This is a genomic window from Salmonella sp. SAL04213 (genome assembly GCF_046550535.1).
Lineage (GTDB): Bacteria > Pseudomonadota > Gammaproteobacteria > Enterobacterales > Enterobacteriaceae > Salmonella > Salmonella enterica.
This window is the reverse complement of the sequence record NZ_JBGDXS010000010.1, coordinates 1-15,371: the sequence shown is the minus strand read 5'-3', so window position 1 is coordinate 15,371 and position 15,371 is coordinate 1. Positions and strand designations below refer to the sequence as shown.

At 46.4% G+C, this 15,371-nt stretch carries 14 protein-coding genes; 9 read left to right on the top strand and 5 right to left on the bottom strand.

The window, feature by feature from the left end:
* Nucleotides 1–57: 57 nt before the first annotated feature.
* Nucleotides 58–1,242 (bottom strand): mannonate dehydratase, encoded by a 1,185-nt coding sequence (uxuA, locus tag ACLJPQ_RS19210; RefSeq protein ID WP_000815487.1) that lies wholly within the window; start codon nucleotides 1,240–1,242, stop codon nucleotides 58–60.
* A 403-nt stretch (nucleotides 1,243–1,645) separates the two neighbouring features.
* Here uxuA and ACLJPQ_RS19205 point away from each other — a divergent pair, with 403 nt between their 5' ends.
* From ACLJPQ_RS19205 to iraD, 5 genes are all read left to right on the top strand, one after another.
* The gene (locus tag ACLJPQ_RS19205) at nucleotides 1,646–2,950 is read left to right on the top strand and encodes an MFS transporter (RefSeq protein ID WP_000784371.1); all 1,305 of its coding nucleotides are present in this window, start codon (nucleotides 1,646–1,648) and stop codon (nucleotides 2,948–2,950) included.
* Between the two features lie 395 nt (nucleotides 2,951–3,345).
* The gene (locus ACLJPQ_RS19200; RefSeq protein WP_000089254.1) at nucleotides 3,346–4,224 is read left to right on the top strand and encodes a carbon-nitrogen hydrolase family protein; all 879 of its coding nucleotides are present in this window, start codon (nucleotides 3,346–3,348) and stop codon (nucleotides 4,222–4,224) included.
* A 38-nt stretch (nucleotides 4,225–4,262) separates the two neighbouring features.
* Nucleotides 4,263–5,186 (top strand): polysaccharide deacetylase family protein, encoded by a 924-nt coding sequence (locus tag ACLJPQ_RS19195; RefSeq protein ID WP_000540892.1) that lies wholly within the window; start codon nucleotides 4,263–4,265, stop codon nucleotides 5,184–5,186.
* A 725-nt stretch (nucleotides 5,187–5,911) separates the two neighbouring features.
* On the top strand, nucleotides 5,912–6,397 hold the full coding sequence (locus ACLJPQ_RS19190) for an Hcp family type VI secretion system effector (protein WP_080184795.1): 486 nt from the start codon (nucleotides 5,912–5,914) through the stop codon (nucleotides 6,395–6,397).
* On the top strand, nucleotides 6,397–6,777 hold the full coding sequence (iraD, locus tag ACLJPQ_RS19185) for an anti-adapter protein IraD (protein WP_058215575.1): 381 nt from the start codon (nucleotides 6,397–6,399) through the stop codon (nucleotides 6,775–6,777). Before ACLJPQ_RS19190 ends, iraD begins: the two co-directional genes overlap by 1 nt.
* A 134-nt stretch (nucleotides 6,778–6,911) precedes the next feature.
* On the opposite strand, the gene ACLJPQ_RS19180 is transcribed toward iraD, so the two are convergent.
* Entirely contained in the window at nucleotides 6,912–8,396 is a 1,485-nt protein-coding gene (locus ACLJPQ_RS19180; RefSeq protein WP_080184794.1) for an NAD-dependent phenylacetaldehyde dehydrogenase, read from the bottom strand.
* Between the two features lie 161 nt (nucleotides 8,397–8,557).
* Between ACLJPQ_RS19180 and ACLJPQ_RS19175 the strand changes: the two genes are divergently transcribed.
* The 4 genes from ACLJPQ_RS19175 to ACLJPQ_RS19160 all read left to right on the top strand — a co-directional run bounded on the left by ACLJPQ_RS19175 (nucleotide 8,558) and on the right by ACLJPQ_RS19160 (nucleotide 12,491).
* Nucleotides 8,558–9,859, top strand: coding sequence for an NAD(P)/FAD-dependent oxidoreductase (locus ACLJPQ_RS19175; RefSeq protein ID WP_001093168.1), 1,302 nt, complete (start codon nucleotides 8,558–8,560; stop codon nucleotides 9,857–9,859).
* A gap of 14 nt (nucleotides 9,860–9,873) precedes the next feature.
* A complete protein-coding gene (locus ACLJPQ_RS19170) occupies nucleotides 9,874–10,248 on the top strand; it encodes a cupin domain-containing protein (protein ID WP_000542980.1) in 375 nt (124 codons plus the stop codon).
* Between the two features lie 208 nt (nucleotides 10,249–10,456).
* Entirely contained in the window at nucleotides 10,457–11,956 is a 1,500-nt protein-coding gene (locus ACLJPQ_RS19165) for an APC family permease (protein WP_000475953.1), read from the top strand.
* Complete coding sequence (locus tag ACLJPQ_RS19160; RefSeq protein ID WP_000100099.1) at nucleotides 11,934–12,491, top strand: DUF3156 family protein; 558 nt, start codon at nucleotides 11,934–11,936, stop codon at nucleotides 12,489–12,491. Before ACLJPQ_RS19165 ends, ACLJPQ_RS19160 begins: the two co-directional genes overlap by 23 nt.
* Before the next feature lie 103 nt (nucleotides 12,492–12,594).
* On the opposite strand, the gene ACLJPQ_RS19155 is transcribed toward ACLJPQ_RS19160, so the two are convergent.
* The 3 genes from ACLJPQ_RS19155 to ACLJPQ_RS19145 form a co-directional block, all read right to left on the bottom strand.
* Complete coding sequence (locus tag ACLJPQ_RS19155) at nucleotides 12,595–13,278, bottom strand: helix-turn-helix transcriptional regulator (protein ID WP_023138738.1); 684 nt, start codon at nucleotides 13,276–13,278, stop codon at nucleotides 12,595–12,597.
* A gap of 1,432 nt (nucleotides 13,279–14,710) precedes the next feature.
* Nucleotides 14,711–15,217 (bottom strand): hypothetical protein, encoded by a 507-nt coding sequence (locus tag ACLJPQ_RS19150; protein WP_193627517.1) that lies wholly within the window; start codon nucleotides 15,215–15,217, stop codon nucleotides 14,711–14,713.
* A 95-nt stretch (nucleotides 15,218–15,312) separates the two neighbouring features.
* The gene (locus tag ACLJPQ_RS19145) at nucleotides 15,313–15,369 is read right to left on the bottom strand and encodes an IS1 family transposase (RefSeq protein WP_003032489.1); all 57 of its coding nucleotides are present in this window, start codon (nucleotides 15,367–15,369) and stop codon (nucleotides 15,313–15,315) included.
* Nucleotides 15,370–15,371 lie beyond the last annotated feature (2 nt).

The following is a 15,371-nucleotide window of genomic DNA, read 5'->3' as shown; positions in this document are numbered from 1 at the left end:
TTGCTATTGCATTGAGTAGGGGAAATCGCATGACGCGTCGCGCCATGCGAAAGAAGGTTATTTGCTAAAGAAAGCGCGCTGGATAGCCAGTTCGACGCCGCGGACTTCCGCAAGCCCTTTCAGACGGCCAATGGCGGAATAACCCGGATTCGTTTTCTTCTTCAGATCGTCCAGCATCTGATGACCGTGGTCCGGGCGCATTGGGATCAGATCGTCGCTACCTTCGGCTTTACGACGGTGCTCTTCTTCCACAATCGCTTTAACGACTTCATACATATCCACATCGCCGTGCAAATGGGCGGCCTCGTGGAAGGTCTTCGGATTCTCTTCGCGCAGCGTAGAGCGCAGATGCGTAAAGTAGATGCGCGGACCAAACTGTTTGATCATATCAACCAGATCGTTGTCGGCGCGCACGCCGTAAGATCCGGTACACATGGTGAAGCCGTTCGCCATGCTATTAACGGTTTCCACCATCCATTGCATGTCTTCAATGGTAGAGACAATGCGCGGCAGGCCGAGAATAGGGCGCGGCGGATCGTCAGGGTGAACGGCCATACGCACGCCAACCTCGTCGGCAACCGGAATAATGGCTTTCAGGAAATAGGCAAAATGTTCACGCAGTTTTGCTTTATCGATATCTTTATACGTCGCCAGGTGTTGACGGAACTGATCCAGCGTATAGCCTTCTTCCGCGCCAGGTAAACCGGCAATAATGTTGCGGGTCAGACGTGCTTTGTCTTCCTCGCTCATGGTGGCGAAACGCCGCTCTGCCTGAGCAATCTCTTCTGCCGTATAGTCGGCTTCTGCTCCCGGACGCTTCAGGATGTGCAGTTCGAACGCGGCGAATTCAATCTGGTCAAAACGCAACGCTTTGGAACCATCCGGTAATACGTATTCCAGATCCGTACGTGTCCAGTCCAGCACCGGCATAAAGTTATAGCAAACCGTATAGATACCGCATTGCGCCAGGTTACGCAGCGTTTGCTGGTAGTTTTTGATCCATAAATCGTACTGACCGGTGTGGGTTTTGATGTCTTCGTGGATAGGTACGCTCTCTACCACAGACCACTCCAGACCCGCCTCTTCAACGATTGCTTTACGTTTCTGGATCTCGTCTACCGACCAAATTTCTCCATTCGGGATATGGTGTAACGCCGTTACCACGCCGGTTGCGCCAGCCTGGCGTACATCTGACAGCGTTACCGGGTCGTTAGGTCCGTACCAGCGCCAGGTTTGTTTCATATCTCGTTTCCTCTTCTTGCGATAACGTCTTCGTGGTTGACCCATTGCCAGCCAACATCGAAACGTGCTTTGTAAACCCGTTCTGCCCCCTAAATTCAACCAAAATTTTTCTCATGTCAACCTTATTGTCTAAATTGGCTAACCAAATCACAAATATCATCATTCACGGTCTGCCAATTTTATTTATTTGATCTGTGTCAATTTTTGCTGGGTGAAAAGCATTCACCATTCAACTTGAAATGAGTTGATGTATTTATTTCAAGAATATTAAGGGCGGGAGTTGCCGCCTGATTTTGACCGGTCCGGATGCGAAAATATTGATTGGTCAACCAATTTTGTGATTTCAGTTTTCCCGCTACAGGTCAGACGGCGCGGAGCTAATGTTTTTTAACGAGGCTTTATCATGAAGATGACAAAATTAAGATGGTGGATTATCGGCCTGGTCTGCGTAGGGACCATCGTAAACTACCTGTCCCGTAGCTCGCTTAGCGTTGCGGCGCCAGCGATGATGAAAGAACTCCATTTTGATGAGCAACAATATTCCTGGGTGGTGAGCGCCTTCCAGCTTTGTTACACCATTGCGCAGCCGATCACCGGCTATTTGATGGATGTCATCGGACTGAAAATCGGCTTCTTTATCTTTGCCTTGTTATGGTCGCTGATTAACATGGCGCACGCGCTGGCCGGCGGCTGGATAAGCCTGGCATTTCTGCGTGGTCTGATGGGGCTAACCGAAGCGTCAGCGATTCCGGCCGGGATTAAAGCCAGCGCCGAATGGTTCCCGACGAAAGAACGCGGTATTGCGGGGGGCCTGTTTAATATCGGTACTTCGATTGGTGCGATGCTGGCGCCGCCGCTGGTGGTCTGGGCGATGCTGACCTTTGCTGATAGCGGCATCGGTACTGAAATGGCGTTTGTGATTACCGGTGGGATCGGCGTGCTGTTCGCCATCACCTGGTTCCTGATTTATAACTCGCCAAATAAACACCCGTGGATCACCCACAAAGAGCTGCGTTATATCGAAGACGGCCAGGAAAGCTATCTCCAGGACGATAATAAAAAACCGGCCGTTAAAGAGATCGTTAAAAAGCGTAACTTCTGGGCGTTGGCGATTACCCGTTTTCTGGCTGACCCGGCATGGGGAACGCTGAGTTTCTGGATGCCGCTGTATCTGATTAACGTGATGCATCTGCCGTTAAAAGAGATCGCCATGTTTGCCTGGCTGCCGTTCCTGGCGGCGGACTTTGGCTGCGTTGCAGGCGGTTTCCTGGCGAAGTTCTTCATGGAAAAGATGCACATGACCACGATCAATGCGCGTCGTTGTAGCTTTACCATCGGCGCTGTTTTGATGATTTCGATCGGTTTTGTCAGCATTACGACTAACCCGTATGTCGCCATTGCATTGATGAGTATTGGCGGTTTTGCGCACCAGACGCTGTCTACCGTTGTGATTACCATGAGCGCTGACCTGTTCAAGAAAAATGAGGTCGCGACGGTTGCCGGTCTGGCAGGATCTGCGGCATGGATGGGACAGTTAAGCTTCAACCTGTTTATGGGGGCATTGGTCGCTATTATCGGTTACGGCCCGTTCTTCATTGCACTCAGTCTGTTCGATATTATCGGCGCCATCATCCTGTGGGTACTGATTAAAGATCCGGAAAAGCACCACCCGCCAATGACGGAACAGCCGCTGGCGTCTCACCGCTAAAGCTGTCTCGGTTTCACTGGCCTGATAAGCGAAGCGCTACCGGGTTCTAACGGCCACCTTCGGGTGGCCGTCTTCATTACCCTTATCGGTAAAAATACGCGTTGGTTTTATACCAGCGCGTTATCATTTAGTTTGCCTGATTATTTTCAGATGCTGAAAATAATATTGTGGTAAGGGTTATTGTTTTTCGCCTGGATTTTTATCGACTCTCTGTCTCGCTGCGATCATCGATAAAGTCCCCTTTATGTAAATAAAGGTTCAATGCTTCTACTCTTTTCTCCATATATTTTGCGCAGCTTCACAAAAAATAACCTGATGTCGTAATGTCCACTCCCTAATATTCTCCATGCGCTATACGTTAATTTAAGTTTAAATTTCATGCCGGGGATATCACGATGTCACGTAATTTTACTGTTTCAGCTTGTCAGTATATTGTTACCGAAATAAACACTTTTGAAGATTTCATAACAAAGGTAAGGATACTTCTTAATAAAAGTCAGGGGGCTGATGTCGTTATCTTCCCGGAGCTATTTACCATTGAGCTATTTACACTATTGAAAAAATGGCAAGAAAGACCCATTTCACACCTAACTTTAATTGATCAGTTTACGGATGCCTATAAGCAGCTTTTTCAACAGGAAGCTAAAGAAAGAGGACAGTTCATTATTGCTGGCTCTCATCTGGAGCAGACCGGAGCAGATCGCTATGAGAATGTTGCGCATATATGGGGACCCGACGGCGAACATTATGCTCATAGTAAGACGCATATCTTCCCGGCTGAACGGGGTTGGTATACTCAGGAAGGCGATAAAATGGCTGTTTTTCAACTGCCATTTGCAAAGGTGGGTTTTAATATTTGTTATGAAGCAGAAATACCGGAGTGTGCCGCGACGCTGGCGGAACAGGGTGCGGAGTTAATTTTAACGCCTTCCGCTACGTTTACTGAACAGGGATTTTGGCGAGTCAGACATTGTTGCCACGCACGTTGTATTGAAAATCAAATTTATCTTGTTCACTGTTGCCTGGGCGGAAACCCGGGTGGACCACTGCCAGGCTGCTGGGCCCGAAGTTCAATTTTAAGCCCCTGTGATGTCGTGTGGAAAAATCCACAAGGTATTATCGCAGAGGCGCACGTCAATCAAGAGGATGTCATTTCAGGAGAAATTAACCTCGATGTTCTATATGAAAATAGACTTGGGGGGGCAGCAACAACGTTCAAGGACAGACGCAGAAAAGCAGGCATATATAATATCTGGCCATCACACATTAAATAACAGAATGTGTCCCTTCTATGTATTAGCTGGAGGTCGTTATGGGATATTTAAAATTACCTGAGGGTAAAAGGATTGCGGTCAATCTTGGTGTTGATGTAGATGCTCAGTCTTTATGGCTGGGCGGATTTAATCGACCGTCGCCATCCTTTATGTCACGAGGAGAGTTTGGTGCTCAAGTTGGCGTACCAAGGCTTCTGAAATTGTTCAAAGAAAATAATATCAAAACCACCTTTTTTATTCCCGGACACACTGTAGACACCTTCCCGGAAATCAGTAAAGCAATTTTTGATGCCGGGCATGAAATCGCTCACCATGGCTACTATCATGAAAATCCGACTCTGGTGAATCGTGATACAGAACGCCGACTTATGGATCTGGCGTTCGCCTGTTATAAAAGACATTTTGGCATACGCCCTGTAGGATACCGTTCTCCCTATTGGGATTATAGCGAGAATACGCTGGATCTTCTGGAGGAAGCCGGTTTTCTCTATGACAGTAGCCTGATGGCGAGAGATCTTGTGCCTTACCATCCTCAACGTTGGCAGGTGAATTGGGAAACGGGAAATATCGCAGGCCCGGCCAGCGCGATTCTGGAAATTCCTGTTAGCTGGTATCTGGATGATTTTCCCGCACTGGCGTATACCGGCAACCAGGAGGGGATGAGCGATACTGACGGTGTTCTGCGACGCTGGAAGGATATTTTTACCTATGCTTATAACCATCAGGAAAACGGTTTATATGCGATGGCCCTTCATCCGCAGATAATCGGTCATGGGCATCATATGATGATGTTGTCACGTTTGATTGAACATATTAAAGGGCATGATGGCGTATGGTTTGCAACCTGTGAAGAGATAGCCAGTGTCTGGGTGGATGACGAAGAGGATCGACAAAAAATGCTCCGTCCTGATGTTCGTGGCGTAGCGCCGGTTCCGGATGATTATGGCTGGCCGGGCAAATGATATCACCTCATGACAATGTTAATATCAGTCGGGTAACGGATTACCCGGGCAGAAGTTACCTGTTTGCCCGCTTGTTAATGCATATTGTCCATCAGAAAGGGAGACTATCCCGGGACGTATAAAATCTTTTTTATTTCGGTCAAAACGTTAATCAACGAGAATAGTTTGTTTTTTGATTTAAATCATTTTTTAGTGTTTACAGGAAAATAAGTAAATAGCATTTATAATGTGAGTATTAAGAAAAATAAAATTTCCATAGTGATTAATTTTTATTTAAGGCTTTGATTTTTAATGTTTTTTTATGTGTTAATTGATGTAAATCAATTTGGATTTTTTTATTAAACAAGTAAAAATTAAGTTGATATTTGCTTTTTGATGTGTTTTTTATATATAGCTGATTATTATTCTGAAATGTCAATTTTTGAATAACGACGCTGTGATACCGGCACCAGGGATACTTTGCGATAAAAGGGATTGAATATGGCAGAGAGCGTTCAGTATAACCTCAATTGTATTTGGCCACAGCGGGCCAAAACCCTCTATTGCATTGCAATCTGCGGAATAACGTTTATCAGACGTGGGTAAACGTTGGCAAAATCCCTGCAAACCTGGCGCTTTTCACGCTGTGTTTTTTGGTCGTTGCGCTTTTAATAAGAGTCACAAGCGTTGGCCGCCGGTATTCGTCTGGCTGCTGAACTGCCACCTGATCAACAAGGAGATAAATCATGGATGCGATTTTTTTAAAGCTCGACAATATCAAAGGCGAAAGCCAGGTTGAAGGCTTTGAAGATCAGATAGCGATCATGTCTTATAGCCACAATGTGGCAATGCAGGTAAATAACGATGTTAGCCTCACTGAGCGGACTTCCGGGCGTGCGCATGTTGGTGAAATGTCGCTCACTAAATTTGTCGACCTCGCCACGCCTGTGCTCAATGAGTACTGCTGTAGCGGGAGGCTAATTAGAACCGCGGTGCTGACGTTGTGCCACAATGACGGCGGCAAAATGCGGTCGCTTATCGTTTATACCCTGACAAACGTGCTGATATCACAACTCAGTGTTAGCGGCGGCGCCGGCGGTAAGCCGGTGGAAACGATGTCGCTGAACTTCACGAAAATCAAATGGCAAATCACTGCCGAGAAATCAGACAGCGCTCAACAGGAGTCCAGAACGTCAGTATGGGATCTGGCGATGGGCCAGATAGGGAAATGATGATGACGCCAGCCATTCCGGTCGCGCTATTCGACAGGCTCTTGGTTGAGGGGATAAGCCCACATGAATTGGTACGCCGCAAATTAATGTGTTTATTCAACTCTTGCGCCGTGCCAGGTGGCGAGACATTACCGCCGTTGCTCACTCGGGGTATGCCGGAATGGCACGAGGTGAATGTGGGTGACAAACGGGTTCTCAACTGGTTTTGCCGTGAGCTTCGCGCTGCTATTTTACGTTATGAACCGAGCATCAACATGCTGAAAGTCAGTGTAAAAGATGCCTATCATCAGACGCTGGCGTTGTCTTTGGAAGCGATGTTACAGGATGAGTCTGAACCGTTAAGACTGGAGATAGCCTACTCTAACGGTAGATGGCGCTAGTAATGCAGGAAGGAACGCCGGGCCGGGCGTTTAACATTACCCACAAGCAATAAAACGCAGCGAACGAACCTGATAATCAGGCAGACAGTCCACCTTTCGGTATGGTTGATCTGCCTGCATCATTTTCAGGATGGTTAATAACGGACCATGACAGATTTAAGTTCGGTATAGTCATCAATAAACGCGCTGCCAAATTCACGACCACTACCCGATCCTTTCATCCCTCCAAAGGGTACCGCGGGATCGAGAAAGGTATGCATATTGACCCACACCATGCCAGCATCAATATCTTCAGCGTAGCGTAATGCCTTAGATATATTTTCCGACCACACACTTGCAGCAAGGCCGAATGGCGAAGCGTTGATATGCGAAAGCGCCTCTTTTTCATTCTGATAACCGATAAAGCTACAGACAGGGCCAAAGGTCTCCTCGTGCATCAGCGTACTGTTTTTACTACGCACTTTTACCGCCGTCGGCTGTAAAAAGTACCCTTCGCCGGGTAAAGTTTCACCGCCGTAAACAATAGTATCCCCTTCTTCCCGTGCGCGTTGAATCAGATGCAGCACTTTTTCAAGCTGAACCTGATTCGCCAGCGGGCCCATCACCGTTTTTTCATCTAAAGGGGAGCCGGGCACGATCTCCGATAACCGTTGCCTGAGGAGCGTCATGACCGTATCCAGTTTTTCCTGGGGCAGATAAAAACGCTCTGCGGCAGCACAAATCTGTCCTTGATTCAGATAACCGGCTTCAAGAATACCGTTGACCATGGCTTGTGCCGTGAGATCATTGAGAAACAGCGCCGCATTTTTCCCTCCCAGTTCGAGGGTAACGCGTTTTCCTGACGATGTTGCCGAACGCCGGACTTTCTCACCTGTCGCAACTGACCCGGTGAAACTCACTTTGGCGCAATCTGGATGCGCGATCAGCTGTTGCGCTATCTCACCGCCAGCACCGTTTACCACGTTAATTACGCCATCAGGGAAACCAGCCTCTTTAGCCAGTTCAGCGACTCGCAGCAGTGTCAGCGGGGTATATTCACTTGGTTTAATGACGATGGTGCAGCCACATACCAGCGCTGCGGCCAGCTTCCAGATAGCAATCATAATTGAGAAATTCCACGGCACAATACCGACGACCACGCCAATGGGTTGGCGTTGGGTAAACGCTGTGTATCTCTCTTCTCCCATTGATGGCAGGGAGACATTCAGCGTTTCACCGGTTATTTTTCCTGCCCAACCGGCAAAGTAACGCAGGAAGGCCACTGACTGATCGAGTTCAAGACCGCGCGACAGCATAATCGTTTTACCTGAACAGACGCTTTCCAGTTGAGCTAACTCTTCACGATGAGCGGCAAGAGTATCAGCCAGTTTCAGCAGTAATGCGCCGCGTTGTAACGTTGGCATTTTACGCCAGACATCAAACGCCCGTCTGGCGCTCTGCATGGCCTGTTCTGCCTGCGCAGGGGTTGCCGACACAACGTCGGCGATGATTTTGCCGGTGGCTGGGTTAGTGACCGAAAAGTTCGTGCCGTTTCCGGCCTGACGTTCACCTGCAATAAATTGTCCGTGTCGTTGGCGTAAAAAAGTCGTTACTTCGGCAAGTAATGTCACATCGCTCATCAGAAGTGCCTGTAGGTCAGGAATGTACGTTTTTCCATCCCAACATACTTTTTCGGGGCTGAATATCGTTCCAAAGAACGTCATTCTTCCGGACGATATTTTGTAAAACGTTACCGTGCTGTGATAGCGCTCTTAGTCAAGCGTGATGACAAGGTAACGCGATGAATACAAAACTCGATGCGTTGAATTACTACGGCGCGACGAAAAAATACCCGTTGCATTTTCCTGCTCTGCAAGAGGATATTGATGCCGATGTGGTGATCATTGGCGGTGGCTTTTCAGGCATCAATACCGCGCTGGAACTGGCGGAGCAGGGGATCACTAATGTTGTCGTTCTGGAAGCCCGCCATCTTGGGTATGGCGGCACTGGACGAAACGGCGGTCAGGTGATGGCCGGTATAGGTCACGACATCGAAGCCGTTAAAAAATATGTAGGCGCAGCGGGAATGGAGACGCTGTTTAAAATCTCGAACCTCGGCGCAGGTATTATTCGGGAGCGAATTCGTAAATACCATATTGATGCTGATTTTGTCCCCGGATATGGTTATCTGGCCTACAACCAGCGGCAGTTAAAAACGCTGCAACAATGGGAAAAAGAATTCAAAGCCGCTACGCCGGAAGATGATATTGAACTCTATACCGGTAAAGACGTGCAGCAGGTTATCGGTTCCGACGTTTACTGCGGTGTTCTCAAGCATATGGGGGGAGGGCATGTCCACTCGCTGAATTTATTGCTGGGCTCCGCTCAGGCTGCGAATTCGCTGGGGGTGAAGATATTCGAATATTCACCAGTGGTTGAGGTCAGTTACGGTAAGACAGTGCGGGTACGTACTGCGATGGGCAGCGTAAAAGCGGCCAAATTGCTGTGGGCCTGTGATAGTTTTCTCAATAATCTGGAACCAGAAATTTATAAGAAAACGCTGGTTACTTATTCTTATCAGGTCTCTACAGAACCTCTCTCCAGCGAGCTTGTTGAGCGGATCAGTCCCTTGCGCGGGGCTTTTAGTGATATCCGCCCGGTGATAAATTACTACCGTCTCACAAAAGAAAACCGTCTGCTTTTTGGCAGCGCCACAAGGTTTCTTGAATATACCCCGCACGATTTTGCTGCCTGGAACCGCACTCTGTTGACGGAGGTCTTCCCTTATTTGAAAGACGTTAAAATCGATTTTGCCTGGGGCGGACCGATGGCCTGTAGCGCGAATCTGTTTCCGCAGATTGGCACGCTTCGTGAACACAATAATGTTTTTTATGTTCAGGGTTATTCCGGATTTGGCGTCACGCCTTCCCATATTGTATGCAAAATCCTGGCCGAAGGAATAAATGGCGGTTCCGAGCGGTATCGTCTGATGAGTAGCATTCCCCACGCGACAATTTATGGTCGCGACAGTCTACGTCTATTGCTGGTCAGTGCGGGAAAACTGATACATCAAACAGCCGGTTTCTGGAAAGGCCGGAATTAACCAGGAGAACATTAATGCACGCTTTTAAACTCAATCAACCTGTTCCTGAATTACAGCCAATCGGGAGTGTCAGCCTGTTGGGGGCGTTGCCAACAGAAGGCGATCCCCAGGTCGCCGTTGCGATGATTTACGGTAAACCTGAGGACGTATTTACCTGTGGACTGTTTTCATCGACCCGCGGCGGTTTCACGATGATTTATCCCTTTACCGAGCACGCAACCGTGCTGGAAGGGGAAGTGGAACTCACTGTTGCGGGTCAGGAACCGATACGTTTTTCACCAGGCGATAGTTGGTTTGTTGAACAGGGAACCGAAGTGGCATGGAAAGTTTTAACGCCCCGTTTTGTAAAACATTATCTGGCAAACGTCGAAAGCCACAAACAGGGTTGAATCCTTTAATTGTTCGTCAGTAGCGTTGGCATCAGTGGGGAGAATAACGCGCTCCCCACTTGCTATTAGCGCATGCGGGGACGGCGTCACAACGTTATTTACCGTTATCCCTCTTCAGGACGATACCTGTTAGATGCGCTGCCTGCCATAAATAAACGTTATTCCGGAGCGGTAATTTATTGTTGTAATAATAGTGAAGAGGTTGACCATGTTTAAAAACAGACTTGCCAGCCATCTTGAACGTGGCGTTATTGGTTTCCCCACGACGCTTGCCAGCTCCGTCGGGCTGATTATGGCAAGCCCGGTGATCCTGACCGTGACCAGTGGTTTTGGCTCAGGGGGAGATACCTTTGCCCTTGCGGTATTACTGGCATTTATTATGATGCAAGCGCAGATTACCACCTTTGCCGAAGCGGCAACGCTCATTCCCACGACTGGCTCCGTCTACGACTATATCTCCTGCGGGATGGGGCGTTTTTTCGCTATCACCGGTGCGCTTTGCGCTTACCTGATCGTACACATTTTTGCCGGCACGGCAGAAACGATTCTCGCTGGCGTCATGGCGCTGGTGAACTTTGAGTCCGTTAGCGAACACGTGGCCATGCAGCACAATACCTGGATGGTTGGCGTCGGCATGGTAGTGGTTTTCGGGATACTGAATGCCATTGGTGTTGAAGTATTTGGCAAGGTGGAAGTGTTTCTTACATTCGGTATGTGGACTACCCTGACCATCTTCGGTTTATGCGGGATCCTGTTATCCCCGGTCACTCATCATTCCGGGTGGTTTGGCGCACCGCTTGATGTCAGTAATCTTTCTGGTCTGTTTGGTTATATAGGCATGGCGATGTTTATGTTCGTCGGTTGTGAACTGGTCACGCCAATGGCGCCGGAAATTAAAAAAGCGCATCGTACGATTCCCAGAGCGATGGCGCTTGGCCTTTTAGCGGTGGCAGGTTGTATGTTCCTCTATGGCGCTGCGATTAACCGGCAGGTAAATAATGTGGTGGTCGATGCGGCAAACCATATCTTTTTACTGGATACGCCGATGGCTATTCCCGCCTTTGCCAATCGTGTCATGGGACATGTCGGGCAATACTGGCTGGGCGTGGGGTTGTTGTTAGCGGGATGTGCGACGATTAATACGCTAATGGCGGCAGTACCGCGTATTATATACGGCATGGCGCTGGACGGCGCTTTGCCGCGGTTTCTGACCTGGTTGCACCCCCGCTTTAAAACACCGGTCATCGCCATCGCATTCGGTGTTGCGATTCCCTGTTTACATGCCTGGTATCTGAACGGTGATATCGACCACATTGTTCCGCTGATCCTCGCTGCGGTCTGCGCCTGGGGAGTAGCTTATCTGCTGGTAACGTTATCGGTCGTTATCTTACGTATTCGGCGCCCCGATTTACCACGCGCTTACCGGGCCCCCTGGTTTCCCTTACCTCAGATTATTTCGAGCGTGGGTATTATTATCGCCATTATTAATATCGCGCCTCCAGGAATGAACAGTCGGGATGTACTTATACCATTCGGTATTATGCTTGGATTGACTGCCGCCTATGCCTTATTCTGGACATTATGTGTGCAACGGGTTAATCCTTTCCTCCCGCTTCCGGTAGAAGAGGTCGTGGAACGGGCTATGGGCAATTATGAAAAGCGAAACAATGAAGAGATGACGCCAGATGTCCTCCGTCCCCTGGTTTAAGAACGCATTAATGAATATGGTGTTACGTGATTTGAGCGGCTGGCGTTGTGAAAAATTGACCGAACATAGCGCCGTGCTGCATCTGAATGCATTTACCCAGGTTATCTGCCATGTTCAGCAAAAACGGTTATTCATGGCCAGTATTCACAGTTGTGAATTCAGGGTGAAAGGCACAATCAATTATCCTTTGCAGGGCAAAATTCGCGTTCATCAGCCCGGATGGCTGAAACGTTATCCCGTCATTTTTACTGGCAGCAAAAGTACCGCCGGGCTGATTAACTATCTTAATTGTTTCCCCAATTTACAACAGGCACTGAGTGAACTGGATTATCGTCGGTTTACGCTGGTTTTACATCATAAGGAATGGTATTGCGGCATTGAGCTATGGGCTGCTAGCGAAGTGGTTTGTAAAATGCCGCCGCTGCGCCGTTATCTGCGGCTTGAGCGGCACCAGCGTGTTCTTCTGCTTAGTGTGATAAATATGATCAATCAGGCCATGAATCAATGGCTGCAACAGGATACCGACGCCAGATAATATGACATTTTATTGCGGCATCAGCTCAGAGAGTGGTATTAATTTAGGCATATATGACAATGGGGAAAAGACCCGCAATTGACGCGGGTTAAAAAGCACGCTTTCACATATGCTGTGAATGTTGTACCGAAGACATTCTGGTTCGGGAAACCAGTTCCGTGCGATTTATCACTTCTGTTTTAGCAAAAATATTACGTAAATGCGTTTTCACTGTTGAGAGTGAAATATTCAACTGACGGGCAATCAATTTGTTGCTGGCCCCTTCGCAGACCATTCCCACAATTTCACGCTCTTTGGCGGTCAATATTGACGTCAGATTGTTGTCTTCCTGAAGAGAATCATGAATTGCCAGTCCCAGTAATGGTTGTACTGCCTGGGCTCGTAAACGCTCTTCGCTGGAAAAAGGTATATCGCGCATTAATGAAATGCCCGCGATAATACGATGGCCCCGACGAATAAAGATCTCAATCATGTCGCACACATGATTAGGTAGCATAAATTCATGATAATAATGGCGATGACGGGCACAAATACCGGGCGTCATCGTCGCTACGGTAACAACCTGTTGGCCGAACCGGGAAGGCGATAGCGGGTCTAATGGTTGAAAATGCTCCAGATATTGTTGGTGTGTGCTATTAGAAATGTTATGTAAAACATAGGCTTCTGGCTTTAAATAAGCATTAACACGATAAAAAACCGCCGACGACAGAGGAATGAGTTGCGCAATGCTCTGTAAGCAATGGAGAGTGATCCCGTCATTATGGCCAGTAGTTGATAAGGCTGACATGTTATCTCCTTCCATCCGGATGAGCGCGCCGGGACGCAGTAAAATAGTGGTATGTTGAAACATACAATTTACATTCAGTTAACACAATCATTCACATGTTAATAATGTGACGTATGTTGCGATATTTTTTATAACCGATTGAAAATAAATGTTTTTAATTTAAATCTTGTCTGGCTTTCTAAAAAACAATTAAAAATTATTAATATAATTTTTTTCTCTCGCGGTTGACTCATCTCCTGAAAATGCCTTGGGTTCTCGTCCTTCAGGACGATATTCTTTTGAGACGCCTGTTCTATGATTTTCTGTAATAGCGCAGGTTAACAGAGACTTAATTTCTGGTTCAGACAGGATTTGCTAAATAACGTTTCAATAGCGTCATGCGCTATGCAGAAAACCGGCGTTTTTACCCACAAAAAGCGGTGGCTGCCAGTATATTTTAATGAACAGTAGTGAACATGGAGATTGGAATAACCTGTTGATTTTATAAGTAAAATCTGGCTATTTAGGGCATCCACATCTGAAGGGTTGGTGCCCGGACTTGGAGAAGTCCTTTGGGCTAATGGACTGTTAAAGCTATTTTTGACCGTTTATCAAGACCACCACAAAACTAACCCTTACAGAATTATCTACGTGATTTGCCTGGTGTGGGTTCGATTCCTGCTACTGTCTGATAATTGTTGAACCAGTTCTTCTGTATAGGGTATCAGCAGAGCAGGCTTTCGAAATTTGACACCCAGTAAGAATCGGTGTGAGACACTCAAGGTTTTTCCTGCCGTCTATTCATCATTGAAGAATGATAGTATTTTTATGAGAATAAGAGACAAAAATATAGAGGCGCCTATATAAATCCCTCGTTCTGTCCAGGTATCCAGACGAAATAACCAATAGACACATAAAAAAACAAGTAGCCCACCAATAATTGACGCGAGAGCGCCAATGATTTTTTTGAGCATATATTTAAAAGTACCTTCATTATATTTCATGGTTTTTCTTTTTGTGTCGCCATTACCATTCTTATGACAGTTAATTTTATGCTGAAGAATAACCCTGCCATTATCTGTTTTCTGGCATATCTTATTAGGCGTAAACGTCAACAGGCGTAGCGCATGATAGTAATTTTCTTGTTTTGAAGGCCAGTTTCTATCAACGATTAAATAATCCACTGTACGTATATTATAACGATGCTGACCTGATAAAAATGATACATATTATCAAGTGGAACAGAAAAATGATAATTGCTCTCACCTGGAATTTCAAGCTACTCGTCTGTGTCAAAGACAGAACTAAAGCGGCATGAACCACTTAAATAACGCAGAGTAACCTCGTCATTAATGATACGCTCATCTCAGTATCCAACATCCAGACTCCTGGAAATTTACTGCATTCCTGTAACTCAAATTATTTAGAGTATATTAATATCGGATATTCTTTTTTAATTAACGCCAATCTCCATACTTTCCAGTGACTTTAATATGTATGGCGTAAAATCAATCAACTGATTATCTATTTTTCTGATTAAACTGCCTGCGCCGCATAAAGCATATGAGCCATCAATCATACAAAAATAAAATTTCTTTTTTATGTTATCATCTTCGTATATTGTTTTATCCATCTCCGAAATATTCTCATCAATGATTAAGAAACCCTGTGCATTCACTGAACTTATATTATATAAAACTGATGGTTTAAATTTATTATTTGTTTTTGTTGCATCATCATCTATCACCCATATGTTTTTATTTTTATCAAAAACGATGTGCTGTATATGTGAGCCATACTCACCAACATCATACACCTCTCTGCTATATGAACAACTCCATAATGTAATTGGATAAAACTCAGGATCATAAACATGGTTTTTATCATTGAGATCTTTAATATTTTCATTTAAGAAAAAGTAATCATTAAATTTTACGTTCTTACACTCAGGGGTTTCCACGCGATAGTCAATCCTTGCATCAATGCGAAGCATTCTTACAGAATATTTCGACTCACTTAATTTGTCTGGTAATGATATAGGGTAATGACTCCAACTTATTGATAGTGTTTTATGTTCAGATAATGCCCGATGACTTTGTCATGCAGCTCCACCG

Bases quoted from the DNA above. Each gene is read 5' to 3' on its own strand.
- ACLJPQ_RS19155 (WP_023138738.1), bottom strand. From the start codon at position 13,278: ATGTCAGCCTTATCAACTACTGGCCATAATGACGGGATCACTCTCCAT.
- ACLJPQ_RS19190 (WP_080184795.1), top strand. From the start codon at position 5,912: ATGGATGCGATTTTTTTAAAGCTCGACAATATCAAAGGCGAAAGCCAG.
- ACLJPQ_RS19200 (WP_000089254.1), top strand. From the start codon at position 3,346: ATGTCACGTAATTTTACTGTTTCAGCTTGTCAGTATATTGTTACCGAA.
- ACLJPQ_RS19170 (WP_000542980.1), top strand. From the start codon at position 9,874: ATGCACGCTTTTAAACTCAATCAACCTGTTCCTGAATTACAGCCAATC.
- ACLJPQ_RS19180 (WP_080184794.1), bottom strand. From the start codon at position 8,396: ATGAGCGATGTGACATTACTTGCCGAAGTAACGACTTTTTTACGCCAA.
- ACLJPQ_RS19160 (WP_000100099.1), top strand. From the start codon at position 11,934: ATGTCCTCCGTCCCCTGGTTTAAGAACGCATTAATGAATATGGTGTTA.
- ACLJPQ_RS19205 (WP_000784371.1), top strand. From the start codon at position 1,646: ATGAAGATGACAAAATTAAGATGGTGGATTATCGGCCTGGTCTGCGTA.
- iraD (WP_058215575.1), top strand. From the start codon at position 6,397: ATGATGACGCCAGCCATTCCGGTCGCGCTATTCGACAGGCTCTTGGTT.
- uxuA (WP_000815487.1), bottom strand. From the start codon at position 1,242: ATGAAACAAACCTGGCGCTGGTACGGACCTAACGACCCGGTAACGCTG.
- ACLJPQ_RS19195 (WP_000540892.1), top strand. From the start codon at position 4,263: ATGGGATATTTAAAATTACCTGAGGGTAAAAGGATTGCGGTCAATCTT.
- ACLJPQ_RS19165 (WP_000475953.1), top strand. From the start codon at position 10,457: ATGTTTAAAAACAGACTTGCCAGCCATCTTGAACGTGGCGTTATTGGT.
- ACLJPQ_RS19175 (WP_001093168.1), top strand. From the start codon at position 8,558: ATGAATACAAAACTCGATGCGTTGAATTACTACGGCGCGACGAAAAAA.